The following is a 16,665-nucleotide window of genomic DNA, read 5'->3' on the forward strand; positions in this document are numbered from 1 at the left end:
AAGGACCTTACATGTCTACCAATGCCTCGAGCCATCCCGACGTTCTCATCGCCGGCGCCGGCCTGGGCGGCCTGACCGCCGCCCTGGCCCTGTTGCGGCGCGGCCTGCGCGTGCGCGTGCTCGAACAGGCGCCGGCCCTGCGTGAGCTGGGCGCCGGCATTCAGCTCAGCGCCAACGCCAACCGGGCGCTGTTCAATCTGGGCCTGGAAGAAGCGCTGCTGCGGGTGGCCAGCCCGGCCGCAGGCAAGCGCATCCGCCTGTGGAATACCGGCCAGACCTGGCCGCTGTTCGATCTGGGCGCGCAATCGGTCGCGCGCTACGGCTATCCCTACCTGACCATCTATCGGGCCGACCTGCATGCGGCGCTGGTCGAGGCAGTGCGTGCGGCGGATCCTGACGCGATCGAACTGAATGCGCGCGTGGAGTCCGTCCGGCAGGAAGGCGGCCAGGCGGTGGCGCTCCTGGCCGACGGCACGACGCGCAAAGCCGCGGTGCTGGTTGGCGCGGACGGGGTCCATTCCCGCATACGCGCCAGCCTCTTCGGGACCGACGAAGCGACATTTTCCGGCGCGCTGGCGTGGCGCGGCGTCATCCCGGCCGACCGCCTGCCCGCTCACCTGCGCGAGCCGTATGCCGTGAACTGGGTGGGGCCGGGCGCGCACGTCATACACTACCCGCTGCGACGGGCGGAACTGGTCAACTTCGTTGGCATCCTGGAACGCGATGACTGGCAAGTGGAATCGTGGACGCAACAGGGTTCCACGGAAGAATGCCTGCGCGACTTCGCGAAGTGGCACGAGGACGTGCATACCCTCATCCGCGCGCTGGACCAGCCGTTCAAGTGGGCGCTGATGCTGCGCGAGCCTTTGCCGGTCTGGTCGCGGGGCCGCGTTACCCTGCTGGGCGACGCTTGCCATCCCACGCTGCCCATGCTGGCGTCGGGCGCCGCGATGGCCATCGAAGACGGCTACATTCTGGCGCGTTGCCTGACCGAGATGGCGGGCGGCGCCGAAAAGGCCCTGGCGCGCTATGAGGCACTGCGCAAGGATCGCACAGCCCGCGTAGTGCGCGGTTCGGCGGAGAACGCGCGCCGGTTTCATAACCCTGCCTTGGCGCACGCTGAAGGCGCCGCGGCCTATGTGGACCGCGAATGGAACGAAGCGCGCGTGCGCGAGCGTTATGAATGGCTGTTCACCTACGACGTGGACGCCGTGGAAATCTAGGGCCTGTCAACGCTAGGGAGATACCGCATGTCCATTCTGGTCGGCACCGCGTCCTGGACCGATCCGACCCTGCTGGCCTGCGGCCGCTTCTATCCGCCGCAGGCGTCCACGGCCGAAGCGCGGCTGCGCCACTACGCCACCCGTTTCCCGATCGCGGAAGTGGACTCCAGCTTCTATGCCTTGCCCTCGGCGCACAATGCCCAGGCATGGGCCGCCCGCACGCCGGCCGGCTTTGTGTTCAACGTAAAGGCCTTCCGGCTCTTCACGGGCCACCAGACGCCGCTGTCGGCGCTGGATGCCGATCTGCGCGCCGAGCTGCCCGCCTCCGGGAGCGATGTGGTCTTTGCCGGCCAGCTGCCCGATGACATCGTCGACGAAACCTGGCGGCGTTTCGTGTTCGCGCTGGAACCGTTGCGCATGTCGGACCGGCTCGGCGCCGTGCATTTCCAGTTTCCGCGCTGGATCCGCCCCGATGCGCGCGGCCGCGCGCGCGTGGCCGATTGCGTGACCCGGCTGGAAGATCATCGCGCCTCGGTGGAGTTCCGCCATCGCGACTGGTTTGCCAACCCGGCCGCCACCGCGTCTACGCTGGACTTCCTGCGCGACCTGAACGCCGTGCATACCGTGGTCGACGCGCCGCAGGGCTTCCAGGACACCGTCCCGGCGGTCTGGGAGACCACCTCCGCCGATCTGGCGGTGGTCAGGATGCACGGGCGCAATGCCGACACCTGGTCGGCGTCCGGCCCGCGTTCGTCCAGCCGCTTCACCTACGAATACAGCGAGGCCGAACTGGAAGAGATCGCGCGCCGCGTACGCGAGCTGGCGAACCGCGTGCGTCAGACCCACGTGATCCTGAATACGAACTTCGAAGACCAGGGCGTGCGCAACGCCCAGGGACTGATGCGAGCGCTCTGACGGCGCTTGCGCTGGGATGAAGCGCAAATGCATGCGCGCACACCGTGCGAGCGCGCCGCCAAAGTGGTGGACATCGGCTCCGGCCGAGCGCCATCTTATCCCCACAAAATGTGGAAAACCCATGGGATAGCACTTGAGCAGCTGGAAAAAGTCCTTGCGTGATAAAGACTTGTGACGCGCGCACAGCAATCGCGCAATGCGGTCTCCCGGCGCTTATCCCCACGTTTTGTGGAAAACCCTTGGGATAGTCTTTGGGCAGATGCAAAAAACCCTTGCGCGACAAGTGCTTGCAAGCGGCGCGCAGAATCCGCGCACGGCCCGCTTCGCCCGCCGCGCGCACCCACGTCCGTCGGACCGTGGTAGATTCGGCTCCCTTTCCTTCATAGTCCTTTCCGCTGCGCCCCGCCCCCCCTGGCCGGCGTGCGGGGCGTCCCGCCGCCTTCCGGCGCGGGGACGGCGGGACGCCAGCCACCATGCTCCGATCATTCAGCCGTGAAGAAATCCGCCGCATCGCCGCGATCCTGGCGGAAGCCGCCGCCACGGAAATCATGCCGCGCTTTCGCAATCTGGCCGCGGACGCCGTGCGCAACAAAACGTCCGCGCTGGACCTGGTGACGGACGCCGACGAATCGGCCGAGCGCTTCATCGGCGATCGCTTGTCGCGCATTTACCCGAACGCCGTCATGGTCGGCGAGGAAGCCTGTTCGCGCAATCCGGCGCTGCTGAATGTCTGGATCGACGCCGAACTGGCGTTTCTGATCGACCCCATCGACGGTACCCGCAATTACGTGGCGGGACTGCCCTTGTTCGGCGTGATGGTGGCGGCCGTCAGCCGCGGCGAAGTGATGGCCGGCATCATCTACGATCCGGTGTGCCGCGATGCGGCGGTCGCGTTGCGCGGAGAAGGCGCGTGGCTCGAGAACGAGCACGGGGCGCAGACCCCGCTGCAGGTGGCGGCGCCGGTCCCGGCGGAGCAAATGGTGGGGCTGATCGCCGCGCAGCAGCTCGACGAGCCGCTGCGGGCCGCGGTGAACGCCAACGCGCTGGGCCTTGCGTCGTCCACGATCCTGAACTGCTCCGCGCATGAGTACCGCATGCTGGCCGGCGGCCACGCGCACGTACTGCTGTACGGCCGGCTGATGCCCTGGGATCATGCCGCGGGCTGGCTGCTGCACCACGAGGCCGGCGGCTACAGCGCACACTTCGACGGCACGCCCTACAAGCCCACGCATCGCGGCGGCGGCCTGCTCTACGCGCCCGACGCCGGCAGCTGGAAGGCCGCCCACCGCCTGCTGATGGGCGAGAACAGTCCCGCATAAACCCTGCGCCGGGCAAGGTTTGCGGCGGCCGGACGGGGATGGCCGGAGTACATTAGTAAATTCGTTTCGCAGTCTGAACGCCATGAATGCACCCCTGAACCACAACGCCGCCTCCTGGAACCTGGATCGCATCGTTTCGGATCTGCGCCAGGTCCGCACGGAATGGCGGCTGCCCCTGGGCCGCCTGCGCGATGCCGGCGGCCGCGAATTCCCGTCCCAGGAAAGCATGCGGCAGATCATCAAGGCCTTGTGCGGGGCCTTGTTCCCGATGCGGCTGGGTCCGATCGACCTGCGCGAAGAAGTGGAAGACTTCTACGTCGGTCACACCATCGGCACGGCGCTGGACGCGCTGCTGCACCAGGTGCGCCTGGAGCTGAACACCATCGACCGCAATCACGGCCCCATCCGGCCCGAAACCGAGCAGCGCGCGGTGGAGATCGTGCGCGCCTTCGGCGCCGAGCTGCCGGCCATCCGCCGCAAGCTGGATGCGGACGTCATCGCCGCCTACCAGGGCGACCCGGCGGCGCGCAGCGTCGATGAAGTGCTGCTGTGCTATCCCGGCGTGCTGGCGATGATCCATCACCGGATGGCGCACGAGCTCTACCGCCTGGGCGTGCCGCTGCTTGCGCGCATCGTCGCCGAAATCGCGCATGCCGACACGGGCATCGACATCCACCCCGGCGCCACGATCGGCCGCAGCTTCTTCATCGATCACGGCACCGGCGTCGTCATCGGCGAAACCGCCGTCATCGGCGACCGCGTGCGCCTGTACCAGATGGTGACGCTGGGCGCAAAGCGCTTCCCGCCGGGAGAAAACGGCGAACTCAAAAAGGGGCTGCCGCGCCATCCCGTGCTGGAAGACGATGTCGTCGTCTATGCGGGCGCGACCATCCTGGGCCGGATCACCATCGGCCGCGGCTCGGTCATCGGCGGCAACGTGTGGTTGACGCACGATGTGCCCCCGGGCTCCAACGTCACGCAGGCGGGCACCCTGAACGCTTCGCCGGACGCCGGCCTTGGCGGCTGACTCCCCCGCGCCCGACGCGCCGCGCGGCGACCTTCACGCGCTGCGCGATTTCGTTCGGGCGCATCCGCGCCTGTTCGTGCTGACCGGCGCGGGCTGCAGCACCGGTTCCGGCATTCCGGACTACCGCGACAGCGAAGGCGCATGGAAGCGCCGTCCGCCCATGCAGTTTCAGGTGTTCATGGGGGACGCGCTGGCGCGGGCGCGCTACTGGGCGCGCGGCATGGTGGGCTGGCGCATGTTCGGCAACGTGGCGCCCAACGCGGCCCATCTTGCCCTGGCCGCCATGGAGCGCAAGGGCCTGTTCTCGCTGCTGGTGACGCAGAACGTCGATGGCTTGCATGAAAAGGCCGGCAGCCGCGATGTCGTGGACCTGCACGGCCGCATGGACCGCGTGCGTTGCATGCGATGCGGACACCTGCTGCCCCGGCAACAGATGCAGGCATGGCTGGAGGAAGCAAACCCCGATTGGCTGCATTTGAATGCCGAGGACGCGCCGGACGGCGATGCCGACCTGGAAGGCGTGGATTTTTCCGCCTTCCATGTTCCGCCCTGCCCCATATGCGGCGGCATATTGAAGCCCGACGTCGTATTCTTCGGCGAAACGGTGCCGCGCGACCGCGTCGAGCGGGCGAACGCCGCCCTGGAGCGATCCGACGCGGTGCTCGTGGTGGGGTCGTCGCTGATGGTGTATTCGGGCTATCGCTTCGTGGCCGCCGCCGCGCGCGGCGGATTGCCGATCGCCGCCGTGAACCTGGGCCGCACCCGGGCCGATGCCGACCTGAGCCTGAAGATCGAGCAGCCCTGCGCGGATGCGCTGGCCGCCCTCAATGCGATGCTTGCAGCGCCCGGGCCGCTCAGGAATTGACGAGCCCGCCCGCGACGAAGCCGCCGTCCACGGACACGACCTGCCCCGTCACATAGCTGGACGCCTGTTCGTTCAACAGCCAGGCGACCGCGCCATACAGCTCGTCGGGCCTGCCGTAGCGCTTCATTGGCACGGCATCGATCCAGCGGCGCCGTGCGGCCTGGGTATGCACCTGCGAAACCAGCGGCGTCTCCACCGGTCCAGGCGCCACCGCGTTCACGCGGATGCCATGCTCGGCCAGCTCCACCGCCATGACCTGTGTCAGCGTCACGATGGCGCCTTTCGACGCGCCGTAGGCGGCCCGCCCAAGATTGCCGCGCAGGCCCGACACCGACGAGATATGGACGATCGAGCCGGCGCGGCGTTCACGCATGCGCAAGGCGGCCTGGCGGGCCACGATGAACGATCCCACCACGTTCACGTCCAGAATCTGGCGCAGCAGGCGCGTCTCGGTTTCCAGAAACGGCACGTCGCGCGCGATTCCCGCGCTGTTCACCAAACCGCCGACCGGGCCGAAATCCCGCTCGCAGGCGTCCAGGGCCTGCGCCACCGCATCTTCATCGGTCACGTTCAGCGCCACGCAGCGCGCACGGTCGGGCCGCAGGCAGTCCGCCGCCGCGTCCAGGCTTTCCTGCGACAGGTCCGCGATCAGCACCTTGCGCCCGTCGCGCACCAGGCCCTGCGCAATGGCCAGCCCAATGCCGGAAGCGCCGCCGGTCACCATGACCACATCGTCCTTGGTTTCCATCTTGTCTCCTCTCTGTATTTTTCAAGCTTGGGACTCGGGCACCCACTCCTCGAGCACGGCCTCGAATGTCATGCAAACCGGATTGCGCCCGGATACGAAGCGCCCGGCATGCACGGCGCCGGCGGGATCCACCACGGTGCCGTTCAGGCGCGCGACCGCGGCGCCCGCGTCGTCCAGGGCCACCTCGCCCGCCAGGGTCAGGATTTCGACGGCCGGCCCCGGCAAGTCGGCGATGGCGGCGCCTGCACGTTCCAGGCTGGCCTGCGTCAGGCTGCCCAGGCTGCCGCGCACCATGGCGCGCGTGAAGCCATGCGCCAGGCATAGCTTCTCGATGCTTTGCACCAGATCTTCGTTCGGCCGCAGGCGCGCATAGACGATGCGGCCGGTGTGGCCCTGTTCAATGGCGGACATGGAAGTCTCCCTTGGGTTCGGGCTGGAACACCGCCAGCCGGATCTGCGGGTCGAAGCGGCGCGTCAGCCGCGTTTCACGCAAGGCATGGACGTAGGCGACGCAGCCGCCGGCCCCGATCACGCATCGTTCCGTGAGCAGGTGGCCGCCGATCAGGACGCCCTGGTCATCGACCAGCAGACCATGGCAGTGCAGCAGCGGCGCACCCCGTTCGTCCTCGCCGAGCGTCGCGCCGGCGCCAACCATGCGCAAGTGCCTGCGCACCATGATCGGCGCGGTGTACGCGATGACCTGTTCGATGTCCGGCATGGGCCGCGCCAGGCAGTACGCCGCGCGCTCGAAGTCACCGTCCATGATGTTGATCGCGCACGCCGCGATGCCGCGCGCCTGCAGGGGAGTGACCAGCGATTCGTACAGGTTGCCGCCCGCCGGCAGCTCCAGCCGCAGGGCCGGCGCGCCGGGGTTTTCCACGCTGGTCCAGCGTGTGGGCGCCACGGGCCCGGGATGCCGCAGCATGCGTATCGTGGGAGAAGCGGTCATGACGACACCTCCATGGCATTGCGCGGTTCCGTCTGCAGGCAGCCGCGCGCCTCCAGCGCCTCGCGCACCAGCTTCTTCGTGATCTTGCCGTAGCCGGACCGCGGAAGAGCCTCCCAGAAAAAGACGCGCCGCGGCATCTTGTACCGCGCCAGCCGGCTCTGCAGCCAGTCCATCATGGCCGGCTCGTCGATCTCGTGGCCGGGGCGCGGCACGCAGACCATGATGCCGACCTCGCCCCATGTCGGGTCCGGCACGCCGACCACGGCCGCCTCGGCGATGGCGGGATGCGTCAGCACCTTCTCCTCGATCTCACGCGGGTAGACGTTGGAGCCGCCCGAAATGTACATATCCGACGCACGTCCCGTGATGTACACGAAGCCCTCTGCGTCCATGTGGCCCAGGTCGCCGGTGCGGAACCATCCATTGCGGAACGCCTTGGCGTTGGCCTCCGGGTTGTTGTAGTAGCCCGCGAACACGGCGGGCCCGCACACGCAGATCTCTCCCTGGACGCCGGGCGGCACCTCATTGCCGTCGTCGTCCTGGATGCTGACCTGCATGCCGGTGCGCGCGAAGCCGCAAGTCCCGATGCGGGCGTCGGCGTCATCGTCGGCGCGATGCAACGCGGGCGGCAGCACCGTGATGTTCCCCGTGACCTCGCCCAGGCCGAAATACTGCACGAGCACGGGCCCCAGCCTGGCCAGCGCCCGCTTCTGGTCCTCGCGATACATGGGCGCGCCGGCGTAGATGACGTAGCGCAGGGACTGGTGATCGTAACGGTCCACGCTGGGATGCTCGACGAGCATCTTCACGATGGTGGGCACGGTAAACATATTGGTCACGCGATGCTCCTGCACCAGCCGCCAGATCTGTTCGGCATCGAAGCGTCCGTCAGGCGGCAGCACCGTGGCGGCCGCGCGCGCCACCTGGGTCAGCAGATGGATGCCTGCCCCGTGCGACAAGGGCGCGACAGCCAGGCTGACGTCCGCTTCCGTGGTGCCGGGCATCAGGTCGCACAGATGGTTGGTGACCACGAAGGTCATCTGGCCATGCGTCAACACCGCTGCCTTCGGCCGCCCGGTCGTGCCGGAGGTAAAGAAGAACCAGCAAGGGTCGTCGTATTCCACCGCCGCGTCCGGTACGGACGCTTCCGGCGCATCATCGAAGCCATGCTCGGTTTCCCCCAGGCCAAAATCCCCCGGCCCTACGCGCAACAGCGCAGCGAGGCCCGGGAGCGCGCCAGCCATGGCTTGGGCGTGGTCGGGAAAGTCGCCGTGGCACACCACGGCCCGCGCACCGGAGGCTTGCGCCAGCCAGGCGGCTTCGTCGGGCGTGATGCGGAAATTCGTCGGCACCCACACCGCGCCCAGGCGGAATGCCGCGAACATCGATTCGACCAGCGCCTCGCAGTTCTTCGCATGCACGAGCACGCGGTCACCCTTGGCGATGCCCTTGTCCGCCAGCCAGCGCGCCATCGCGCTGACGCGGCGGTCCAGCTCCGCCCACGTCACGGTGCGCGCCGGCCCGATCAGCGCCGGCCGCTGGGGAAAACGGCGCGCGGCCTGGGTCAGCCAATGCGCGAGGTTCATGGCCCGGCGCGATACGGGGGCCACGCCGCCGGCCGGCGCCGCGGCGGCTGCGTTCATCTGCGGGCCGCTCATCGCACGCGCTCCAGGATGCTGACGTAGTTGGCCACGGCCGCGCCGCCCATGTTGAAGACGCCGGCAAGCTGGGCATCCGGTATCTGCATGTCTCCTGCGCCATGCGCGAGCTGCATGCAGGCCATCACGTGCATGGAAACCCCCGTTGCGCCGACGGGATGGCCCTTCGCCTTCAGGCCTCCCGACGGATTCACGGGCAGCTTGCCGCCTTTTTCCGTCCAGCCCTCGCGCACCGCCTTGTAGCCTTCGCCCGGGGCGGTCAGGCCCATGGCCTCGTACTCGATCAGTTCGGCGATGGTGAAGCAGTCGTGGGTTTCGACCAGATCCAGGTCGCGCAGGGTCAGGCCGGCATCGGCCAGCGCGCCGCGCCATGCGCGGGCGGCGCCTTCGAACGCGATGGGATCGCGGCGGCTCAGCGGAAGGATATCGTTGACTTGTTTGCGCGCGCGGAAACCGATTGCGCGCGTCAGGCCCGCGGCGGCATCGCTGGACGCCAGCACGAGCGCCGCCGCTCCATCGGACACCAATGAACAATCCGTGCGGCGCAAAGGCGCCGCCACATAGGGGTTCTTTTCAGAGACGGTATTGCAGAACTCGTAGCCCAGGTCCTTGCGGATCTGCGCATACGGGTTTGCGACGCCGTTGCGGTGGTTCTTCGCCGCGATGCGGGCCAGGTCTTCGCTGTGGTCCCCGTAACGGTCGAAATAGCTGCGCGCGATGCCGGCGAACACGCCCGCAAAGCCTCCTTCGGTATCCGCCTCCTCGCGCCGGTAGCTGGCATTGAGCAGGATGTCGCCGATCTCCCGTCCGGGGCGCGAGGTCATTTTCTCCGCGCCCACCACCAGCGCGATGCGGCCGCGCCCCGACTCGATGAAGTCCATGGCGGCGTACAAGGCGGCCGAGCCGGTTGCGCAGGCGTTTTCCAGCCGGGTCGCCGGCACGTATGCCAGGGCGGGATCGGCCAGCGCCACCAGCGCGCCCTGGAAGTCCTGCTTCTGAAAGCCGCTGTTCATGACGCCGACATAAATTCCGTCGACGCCGTCGCTGGTGACGCCCGCATGTTCGAGCGCCTGCAGCGACACGCGGGCCATCAGGCTTTCGGTGTCGGGGTCGTCCAGTTTGCCGAAGGGTATGTGCGACCACCCTACGATCACGGCACGGTCAGGCATGGTTCTCTCCTCTCATGGTGATGTCGCCAGGGGTCCTGCCCTGGCTTTTTCTGCGATGTTCGTCCGGCGCGGCGCGCGCCGCCGCGCTATCCTTGCGAAGAACTCCCGCGCTTTCCGCAAGGGATTCGAGTTTTTTGGCTTCCTTGGAAAGCAGCTTCGCCAACTGAAACTGCCGCTCTTCGTCCAGGCGGCTTTCGATGGCGGCGATGCTCAGGGCGCCCGCGACCTGGCCGTCGGCCCCGCGCACCGGCACGCCGATGCCCCAGGAGCCGGGCACGATCAGGCCGCGATTGGCGGCGTAGCCTTGCGCGCGCGCCTCGCTTACCTGGGCGCGCAGCAAGGCGGGCGAATAGTTGGGATAACGCTGCTCGATCAAGGCGGCGTTGGCATGCAGGCAGGCGTCGACTTCGTCGTCCGGCAAGGCGGCGAGCATGGCCAGGCTGCCCGCGCCGACGCCGAGCGGATGGCGGTCGCCGGGCCGCAAGGCGTGCGTCTTGAGGGGATAATCACCGTCTTCGCGCAGCACGCATACGGCGAAAACATGCCGCCGGATCGAGAAGAACGCGGAGTCGCCGCAGGTGTGCGCCAGGTTGGCAACGGTGTCGGCGGCCAGCCGGGCCAGACCATGGCGCTGCGAGGCGATATGGCCAAGGACATGACATTCGGGTCCCAGGAAGTAGCGGCGGGTAACAGGGTCCTGTTCGACCATGCCTTCGGCCGCGAGCGCAGCCAGCAGGCGGTGCACGGTGGGCTTGTTCATGCCGGTTTCCCGGGTCAGGGCAAGCAGCCCCGCGCCTTCCTGTGCGGTGCGCGCCACGGTGCGCAGGACCCGCAGGGCGCGCGCGATGGATTGCGCGCCGTCTACCCGGGATGGGGAAGTCGCCACATTGTCTCCGTAATGGTCCATTATGTGGACCGTCTGTTTGGAGTTGGAATAATTCGGTGGAGGGATTCTACTACTTCACTCCTGAAATTCAACGTGATTTAATCACTCATCACGCTCATTAGTTGGTCCATAGTATGGACCTCTATAAAATTGGCCGCATTCGACCGAATGGCCGGCCTTCATACCGGCGGCCCAGCCAGCCGGATACCAACGAGGAGACAGCATGAACGTGAATCGACGCAAATTCATGGCGGCCGCCGGCGGCGGCGCCATGCTGGCCGTGGCGCCGCTGCATCGCGCCATCGCGGCGCCCGAGTTCCGCTACAAGTACGCCAACAACCTGCCGGCCACGCACCCAATGAACGTGCGCGCGCGCGAAGCTGCCGCGGCCATCGCCAAGGACACCGGCGGGCGCTTCCAGCTGGACGTGTTCCCGAGCAGCCAGCTGGGGTCGGACACCGACACGCTGAGCCAGCTGCGTTCGGGCGCGGTCGAATTCTTCACGCTGTCCGGGCTGATTCTGTCCACGCTGGTGCCGGCCGCCTCGATCAGCGGCGTGGGCTTCGCCTTTCCGGACTACGACACGGTGTGGAAGGCCATGGACGGCGACCTGGGCGCCCATATCCGCAAGGAGATCCAGGGCAAGGGCCTGCTGGTGATGGACAAGATCTGGGACAACGGTTTTCGCCAGGTCACCACCAGCACGCGGCCGATCCAGGGGCCGGGAGACTTCAAGGACATGAAGATCCGCGTGCCGGTCAGCCCGCTTTGGACGTCGATGTTCCAGGCGCTGGGCGCCTCGCCGGCCAGCATCAATTTCAACGAGACGTATTCGGCGCTGCAGACCAAGGTGGTCGATGGACAGGAGAATCCGCTGGCGATCATCCAGACGGCCAAGCTGTACGAAGTGCAGAAGTACTGCTCGATGACCAACCACATGTGGGACGGCTTCTGGTTCCTGATGAACCGGCGCGCCTGGGAGAAGCTGCCCAAGGACGTACAGGGCATCGTGTCCGCGCGCATCAATGAGGCGGGCATGAACATGCGCGCCGACACCTTCAAGCTGAACAACGAGCTGCAGACGCAGCTGGCCCAGCAGGGGCTGGCGTTCAACACGCCCGATCCGGCGCCCATACGCGAAGCGCTGCGCAAGGCCGGCTTCTACAAGGAGTGGCAGGGCAAGTACGGCGACAAGGCCTGGGCCCTGCTCGAACAGTCCGTCGGGAAGCTGTCATGATGGACGGCATGTCCTCCGAAGCGGCCGCCATGCGGCCGTCCGCCCCGGCCCAGGGCAGGCGGCCCTGGGTCGCGGCGGCCGATGTTTTCATCGGCCGCCTGGTGGAAATCCCCGCGGCCATACTGGTCCTGGCCGAAGTCGCCATCCTGTTTGCCGGCATCGCGGCGCGCTACGTGTTCCACACGCCCCTGGTCTGGTCGGACGAACTGGCTTCCATCCTGTTCCTGTGGCTGGCCATGCTGGGCGCGGTGGTGGCCTTTCGCAGGGGCGAACACATGCGCATGACGGCCTTCGTGAACCGCGCGTCGCCCGCGACCCGCGCGTTCCTGGACATGCTGGCCGTCTCCGCCGCGCTGGCGTTTCTGCTGATGATCCTGATGCCGGGCTGGGAATACGCGACCGAGGAACAATACGTTTCGACGCCCGCCCTGGAAATATCCAACGCATGGCGCGCGGCCGCCCTGCCGGTGGGCACGGCGCTGATGATCGCGCTGGCGCTGCTGCGGCTGATCGAGCGCGCCGGCTGGCGGACGACGCTCAAGGCCGTTGGCCTGGTGGCGGCCGGGGTGGCGATTCTGGCGGCTTTGCAGCCCGTGCTGGCTACGCTCGGCAACGCCAACCTGGCGATCTTCTTCGTCGGCATCGTGGCGCTGTGCGTCTTCGCCGGCGTGCCCATCGCCTTCTCCTTCGGGCTGGCGACCTACGGCTATCTGGCATTGACCACTTCCACGCCCATGATGGTGGTGGTGGGCCGCATGGACGAAGGCATGTCGCATCTGATCCTGCTCGCCGTCCCGCTTTTCGTCTTTTTGGGTCTGTTGATCGAAATGACCGGCATGGCCCAACGCATGGTGGCCTTCCTGGCAAGTCTGCTCGGTCACGTGCGGGGCGGCCTGTCGTATGTGCTGATCGGGGCCATGTACCTGGTTTCCGGCATCTCAGGCGCCAAGGCGGCGGACATGGCGGCGGTGGCGCCGGTCCTGTTTCCGGAGATGCGCAAGCGGGGCGCCGACGAAGGCGACCTGGTCGCCTTGCTGTCGGCCACCGGCGCGCAGACCGAAACGATTCCCCCCAGCCTGGTCCTGATCACCATCGGCTCGGTCACCGGCGTGTCGATCACCGCGCTGTTCACAGGCGGTCTGCTGCCCGGGCTGGTCCTGGCTCTGATGCTTTGCGTGGTCGTCTGGCGCCGCTATCGCGGTGAATCGCTCCACGGCGTGCAGCGCGCGCCCGGCAGGGAGATCCTGCGCACGCTGGTCATCGCACTGCCGGCGCTCGCCCTGCCCTTCGTGATCCGCGCGGCCGTGGTCGAAGGCATTGCCACCGCTACCGAAGTCTCGACCATCGGCATCGTTTATTCGGTCCTGGTGGGGCTGCTGATTTACCGCCGGTTCGACTGGCGCCGGCTGGGGCCGATGCTCGTCGACACCGCCTGCCTGTCCGGCTCGATCCTGCTGATCATCGGCGCTGCCACGGCCATGGCCTGGGCGCTGACGCAATCCGGTTTCTCCACGCAACTGGCCCATTTGATGGCCTCGGTGCCGGGCGGCGCGGTTACCTTCATGGCGGTCTCCATCGTCGTGTTCGTCGTGCTGGGCAGCGTACTGGAAGGTATTCCGGCCATCGTGCTGTTCGGCCCCCTGCTCTTTCCCATCGCGCGGGAAGTCGGCATCCACGAGGTCCACTACGCCATGGTGGTGATCCTGGCCATGGGCATCGGGCTGTTCGCGCCGCCTTTCGGCGTGGGGTACTACGCCGCCTGCGCCATCGGCCGGGTGGCGCCGGACAAGGGCATACGGCCGATCATGGGATATCTGGTATCCATCGCCGTGGGGCTGCTGGTGGTGGCCGCTATCCCGTGGCTATCCACGGGTTTCCTGCGGTAAACCGGGCAGGGAACAGGAGATCCCGCAGGCGGCGCGACGGTTACCGCCGCACGCCGCCGCGGGTTGGGGACCGCACCGCCGTGAACGCCCGCGTCCGTCCCCCGGCGGCGGACGCAATTTGATCTGTGGGCTTAAGTGCTTGTCCCGCCGCGTTTTTTCGCGGCTGTGCCCACCCTATCCATAGGGTTATCCACAAAACCTGGGGATAAAACCCCAGGCCGGTCCCGGAGCCCCTCCTCTCATTCCCCGAGGAATTCCGCGACGCCCTGGAAGCCTTCGACGTGGTCGGCCACCACTTTCACGATCACCGCGATCGGAATGGACAGCAGCGTTCCCCAGAGCCCCCAGGCCCACGTGAAAAGCAGCAGGATGACGAACACCGCCACGGGGTTCATCTTGGCGATGCGGCCCGTCATCCAGGTCTGCACCACGAAGCCGATGAGCGCCGCGATCGACAGCGACACGCCGGCCACCAGCAATGCCGGCGCCAGCTCGCCGAACTGCACGACGGCGGCGACGCCGGTGAACACCGCCACGAGCAGCGGCCCGAAATACGGAATGACGTGCAGGGCGCCCGCCACCACCGCCCAGGTGCCGGCGTTCTCCAGACCGATCAGGCGGAACGCCACCCAGGTCAGCAGGGCCAGCAGCACATTGGTCACCAGCAACATCATCATGTACAGGCGGATGGAGCGGTGGATCTCGTCCAGCATGTGCACGCTGATTTTCTTTTCGGTAAGACTGTGCCCGCAGATCTTGATGAACTTGCGCTTGAAGGTGTCGCCGGAAAGCAGCAGAAAGTACACCAGGAAGATCACCATCAAAGCCTGGCCGAGAAATTCGGCCACACCCATCGAGCCGGCCAGCAGCATCGCTTCGAGCTTGTCGGCGGGCCGCTCGACCACCACGCTGGCGCCGCTGCCGGGCCGCTTCTCCGGTGTACCGACCGCGTTGGCCGCCGAGCGCAGCTTATCGACCACCGACCCCTTTCCCGTCGTAAACCCTTCGATGGTGCGCGACACCTTTTGCGCGGTCTGCGGCAAGCCATCCACGATGGACAAGACCTGACCGCGCAGCGAAATGACACCGACGACCATCACGGCGATCAGCGCCGCCACCACCACACTGGCCGACACGACCAGCGGCAGCCGCAACCGCCGGTGCAAAAAACTTACCGGCGGATCCAGCGCGTACGACAGGATGATGGAGATGACCAGCGGAATGACGAAATCGCGGGCCCAGTGCAGTGCAAATACGACCGCCAGCACCGCGATGATGGACAAGGCCGCGTGCCGGCGATCGAAGGGGCGCGGCGCGGGCGTGGCGGCGGCCGCGCCATCGGCGGAAGCGTGCGCGCCCGTAACGGCGGCATGGCTGGCCGCGGCCCGCACCGCCTGCGCGTAACCGGGTTCATGATGGTCGGGACGGCCGTGCGCGCCGGCGCGCCCCTTTTCCGCACCTCCCTCGGCAGCGGCCGCATGGGCCGCGGACGGGCGCGCGGTGCGCCGCGAAGGCAAACGGGGCTGTGGGCTCATTGATTGTGATGAAGTAGCGGGCGTGAAACGCCCGGGCGCCAAGGCGGCGCGGTTTGACGACGGGCCTGATGAGCAACCGGCGTGCCCGCCGAACCGGCCGGCGCGTGGCCTACGACCGCACCGCCGTCTCGCCGCGGCGCAATCCCGCTTGCGCCGCCGGGGCCGATGCCGCCGGCGGAGCGGCATAACCGTGCGGGTTGCGCGACTGCCAGCGCCAACCGTCCCGGCACATGCTCTCCACGTCGTGGGTGCATTCCCAGCCCAGCAGCCGCCGCGCCAGGGCGGGGTCCGCCCACATGCGTTCCACGTCGCCCGGCCGACGGGGCTCGACCCGGCAGGGAATGCGCGTTCCGTTGACGCGTTCGAAGGTGCGCACCAGCTCCATCACGCTGGTGCCCCTGCCGGTGCCCAGATTGATGGCGATGAAACCCGTATGGTCGCGGGCATAGTCGACCGCGCGCACATGGCCCGCGGCCAGATCCATGACGTGCAGGTAATCGCGCACACCCGTGCCATCCTCGGTATCGTAGTCGTCGCCGAAGACCTTCAAGTAAGGTTGCCGCCCCACCGCCACCTGCGTGATGAACGGAAAGAGATTATTCGGGGTATCGCGCGGGTTCTCGCCGATCAGGCCGCTGGGATGCGCGCCGATGGGATTGAAATAGCGCAGCGTCACGGCGCTGAAAGCGGGATCGGCCGCGCACAGATCCTGCAGCAGCTGTTCGACCATAAGCTTGGTGCGCCCATAGGGATTGGTGGGCTGCAGCGGATGCGATTCGTCGAAGGGGAGAAAACGCGGCACGCCGTACACCGTGGCCGACGAGCTGAACACCAGCCTCCGCACGTCGTTGGCCCGCATGGCGGACAGCAACGCGACCGTGCCGGCGACGTTGTTGTCGTAGTACTTGAGCGGGTCGGCGACGGATTCGCCCACCGCCTTGGCGCCGGCCAGGTGCAGCACGCATTCGATCGGCTTGCCCTGGCGGCGGTGCACCGCGAAAAGCGCGTCCAGCAGCCCCGGCGCCCGGATATCGCCCTGCACCAGCGGGATGTCCGTACCGACGATTCTCTCCACGCGCCGCACCGCGTCGCGGCTGCCGTTGGACAGGTTGTCGACGACGACCGGCTGATAGCCGGCGTTCACCAGTTCCACCAAAGTATGGCTGCCGATATACCCGGCGCCGCCCGTCACCAATAAATATGCCATCGCTACTCCGTCGCAGCAGGAATGAAAGGCCGTGGGATACG

15 protein-coding genes are annotated in these 16,665 nt (G+C 67.4%); 7 read left to right on the forward strand and 8 right to left on the reverse strand.

What is annotated here, in order from left to right:
• Window positions 1–11 precede the first annotated feature (11 nt).
• The 5 genes from CAL13_RS15205 (at window position 12) to CAL13_RS15225 (ending at window position 5,349) form a co-directional block, all read left to right on the forward strand.
• Window positions 12–1,223, forward strand: a complete 1,212-nt coding sequence (locus CAL13_RS15205; RefSeq protein WP_086072840.1) for an FAD-dependent monooxygenase — start codon at window positions 12–14, stop codon at window positions 1,221–1,223.
• Between the two features lie 27 nt (window positions 1,224–1,250).
• Window positions 1,251–2,138, forward strand: a complete 888-nt coding sequence (locus CAL13_RS15210; protein WP_086072841.1) for a DUF72 domain-containing protein — start codon at window positions 1,251–1,253, stop codon at window positions 2,136–2,138.
• A gap of 473 nt (window positions 2,139–2,611) precedes the next feature.
• On the forward strand, window positions 2,612–3,457 hold the full coding sequence (locus CAL13_RS15215; protein WP_086058141.1) for an inositol monophosphatase family protein: 846 nt from the start codon (window positions 2,612–2,614) through the stop codon (window positions 3,455–3,457).
• Window positions 3,458–3,539: 82 nt separating this feature from the next.
• Window positions 3,540–4,484: a serine O-acetyltransferase EpsC gene (epsC, locus tag CAL13_RS15220; RefSeq protein WP_086058142.1), complete on the forward strand. Its 945-nt coding sequence runs from the start codon at window positions 3,540–3,542 to the stop codon at window positions 4,482–4,484.
• A complete protein-coding gene (locus CAL13_RS15225) occupies window positions 4,474–5,349 on the forward strand; it encodes an NAD-dependent protein deacetylase (protein WP_086072842.1) in 876 nt (291 codons plus the stop codon). The genes epsC and CAL13_RS15225 overlap by 11 nt, the downstream gene beginning before the upstream one ends.
• Here CAL13_RS15225 and CAL13_RS15230 read toward each other — a convergent pair.
• From CAL13_RS15230 to CAL13_RS15255, 6 genes are read right to left on the reverse strand one after another with little or no spacing between them, the layout of a single operon-like run.
• Window positions 5,339–6,097, reverse strand: a complete 759-nt coding sequence (locus CAL13_RS15230; RefSeq protein ID WP_086072843.1) for an SDR family NAD(P)-dependent oxidoreductase — start codon at window positions 6,095–6,097, stop codon at window positions 5,339–5,341. The genes CAL13_RS15225 and CAL13_RS15230 overlap by 11 nt on opposite strands.
• Window positions 6,098–6,118: 21 nt before the next feature.
• Window positions 6,119–6,508 carry a PCC domain-containing protein gene (locus CAL13_RS15235; protein WP_086058145.1) on the reverse strand — a complete coding sequence of 130 codons (390 nt, stop codon included), beginning with the start codon at window positions 6,506–6,508 and terminating at the stop codon, window positions 6,119–6,121.
• Entirely contained in the window at window positions 6,495–7,046 is a 552-nt protein-coding gene (locus tag CAL13_RS15240) for a PCC domain-containing protein (protein WP_086072844.1), read from the reverse strand. The genes CAL13_RS15235 and CAL13_RS15240 overlap by 14 nt, the downstream gene beginning before the upstream one ends.
• Complete coding sequence (locus CAL13_RS15245) at window positions 7,043–8,704, reverse strand: acyl-CoA synthetase (protein WP_420042399.1); 1,662 nt, start codon at window positions 8,702–8,704, stop codon at window positions 7,043–7,045. The genes CAL13_RS15240 and CAL13_RS15245 overlap by 4 nt, the downstream gene beginning before the upstream one ends.
• A complete protein-coding gene (locus CAL13_RS15250) occupies window positions 8,701–9,873 on the reverse strand; it encodes an acetyl-CoA acetyltransferase (protein ID WP_086072845.1) in 1,173 nt (390 codons plus the stop codon). The genes CAL13_RS15245 and CAL13_RS15250 overlap by 4 nt, the downstream gene beginning before the upstream one ends.
• Window positions 9,866–10,759: an IclR family transcriptional regulator gene (locus tag CAL13_RS15255; protein ID WP_232462402.1), complete on the reverse strand. Its 894-nt coding sequence runs from the start codon at window positions 10,757–10,759 to the stop codon at window positions 9,866–9,868. Before CAL13_RS15255 ends, CAL13_RS15250 begins: the two co-directional genes overlap by 8 nt.
• Before the next feature lie 223 nt (window positions 10,760–10,982).
• Here CAL13_RS15255 and CAL13_RS15260 point away from each other — a divergent pair, with 223 nt between their 5' ends.
• Both CAL13_RS15260 and CAL13_RS15265 read left to right on the forward strand, forming a co-directional pair.
• A complete protein-coding gene (locus CAL13_RS15260; protein ID WP_086058149.1) occupies window positions 10,983–11,996 on the forward strand; it encodes a TRAP transporter substrate-binding protein in 1,014 nt (337 codons plus the stop codon).
• On the forward strand, window positions 11,996–13,882 hold the full coding sequence (locus tag CAL13_RS15265) for a TRAP transporter large permease (protein ID WP_198297800.1): 1,887 nt from the start codon (window positions 11,996–11,998) through the stop codon (window positions 13,880–13,882). The genes CAL13_RS15260 and CAL13_RS15265 overlap by 1 nt, the downstream gene beginning before the upstream one ends.
• Window positions 13,883–14,121: 239 nt before the next feature.
• Here the strand turns inward: CAL13_RS15265 and CAL13_RS15270 are convergent, their stop codons facing one another.
• Together CAL13_RS15270 and galE are read right to left on the reverse strand one after the other, a co-directional pair.
• Complete coding sequence (locus tag CAL13_RS15270) at window positions 14,122–15,417, reverse strand: AI-2E family transporter (protein WP_086072846.1); 1,296 nt, start codon at window positions 15,415–15,417, stop codon at window positions 14,122–14,124.
• Window positions 15,418–15,526: 109 nt separating this feature from the next.
• The gene (gene galE / locus CAL13_RS15275) at window positions 15,527–16,624 is read right to left on the reverse strand and encodes a UDP-glucose 4-epimerase GalE (protein ID WP_086072847.1); all 1,098 of its coding nucleotides are present in this window, start codon (window positions 16,622–16,624) and stop codon (window positions 15,527–15,529) included.
• Window positions 16,625–16,665: the final 41 nt, after the last annotated feature.

The sequence above is a fragment of the Bordetella genomosp. 9 genome (assembly GCF_002119725.1).
In the GTDB taxonomy this organism is placed as follows: Bacteria; Pseudomonadota; Gammaproteobacteria; order Burkholderiales; family Burkholderiaceae_B; genus Bordetella_C.